The sequence below is a fragment of the Streptomyces durocortorensis genome, assembly GCF_016901035.1.
Classification (GTDB): Bacteria; Actinomycetota; Actinomycetes; order Streptomycetales; family Streptomycetaceae; genus Streptomyces; species Streptomyces durocortorensis.
The window spans coordinates 1-1,384 of sequence record NZ_JAFEUF010000494.1; the positions used below are offsets into that span (position 1 = coordinate 1).

The 1,384-nt window shown below is 73.9% G+C and carries 1 protein-coding gene; it reads left to right on the forward strand.

Going from position 1 to position 1,384, the window contains the following annotated elements; all coding sequences use genetic code 11:
• The first annotated feature begins 31 nt into the window (after positions 1-31).
• On the forward strand, positions 32-1,180 hold the full coding sequence (dusB, locus tag JS521_RS35685) for a tRNA dihydrouridine synthase DusB (protein WP_205086993.1): 1,149 nt from the start codon (positions 32-34) through the stop codon (positions 1,178-1,180).
• The last annotated feature ends 204 nt before the right edge of the window (positions 1,181-1,384 follow it).

The following is a 1,384-nucleotide window of genomic DNA, read 5'->3' on the forward strand; positions in this document are numbered from 1 at the left end:
CCACCCCTCCGGCGTACGCGACAATGGAGCAATGACCACGCTCGCCCCCGCCCTCCCGTCGCTCCGCATCGGCCCGCACACCGTGCAGCCGCCGGTCGTGCTGGCCCCGATGGCCGGCATCACCAACGCCCCGTTCCGGACGCTGTGCCGGGAGTTCTCCGGGGGCAAGGGGCTGTTCGTCAGCGAGATGATCACCACGCGGGCGCTGGTCGAGCGTAACGAGAAGACCATGCAGCTCATCCACTTCGACGCGACCGAGACCCCGCGCTCGATCCAGCTGTACGGAGTGGACCCGGTCACCGTCGGCAAGGCCGTCCGCATGATCGTGGACGAGAACCTGGCCGACCACATCGACCTGAACTTCGGCTGCCCGGTCCCCAAGGTCACCCGCAAGGGCGGCGGCTCCGCGCTCCCGTACAAGCGGCCCCTGCTGCGGGCCATCCTCCGGGAAGCCGTCTCGGGCGCCGGGGACCTCCCCGTCACCATCAAGATGCGCAAGGGCATCGACGACGACCACCTCACCTTCCTCGATGCCGGTCGCATCGCCGTCGAGGAGGGCGTGACGGCTGTCGCCCTGCACGGCAGGACCACCGCCCAGCACTACGGCGGCACCGCCGACTGGGACGCCATCGCCCGGCTCAAGGAACACGTCCCCGAGATCCCCGTGCTCGGCAACGGCGACATCTGGTGCGCCGACGACGCCCTGCGGATGATGCGGGAGACCGGGTGCGACGGGGTTGTGGTGGGGCGCGGATGCCTCGGGCGGCCCTGGCTCTTCGCCGATCTGGTGAACGCCATGGAGGGCAGTGCGACCCGGCACGCGCCCACCCTGCGCGAGGTCGCGGACGTCATGGTGCGGCACGCGACGCTGCTGGGGGAGTGGATCGGCGACGAGGCCCGGGGCGTCATCGACTTCCGCAAGCACGTGGCCTGGTATCTCAAGGGCTTCGCGGTCGGCTCCGAGATGCGCAAGAAGCTGGCCGTCACCTCCTCGCTGGAGGAGCTGGGCGGCCAGCTGCACGAGCTGGACCTCGACCAGCCCTGGCCGGACGGCGCCGACGGGCCCCGCGGCCGGACCTCCGGCAACAACCGGGTCGTCCTCCCGGACGGCTGGCTCAAGGACCCGTACGACTGCGCGGGCGTCAGCGCCGACGCGGAGCTGGACACCTCCGGCGGCTGAGCCCGCACGTATCCCCGGCGGCCGAGCCCGTACAGAAGGGGCCTGCCCGCAACGTACCGCCGCGATGTGGGCCGTGGCCCGGGCCGTGGGGGGGGGCGCGGGGGCGCGGGGGGGGCGGGCGGGGGGGGGGGGGGGGGCCGGGGGGGGGGGGGGGGGCGGGCGCCGGGGGGGGGGCCCCGGCCCGGGGCCCACCCCCCGGGGGGG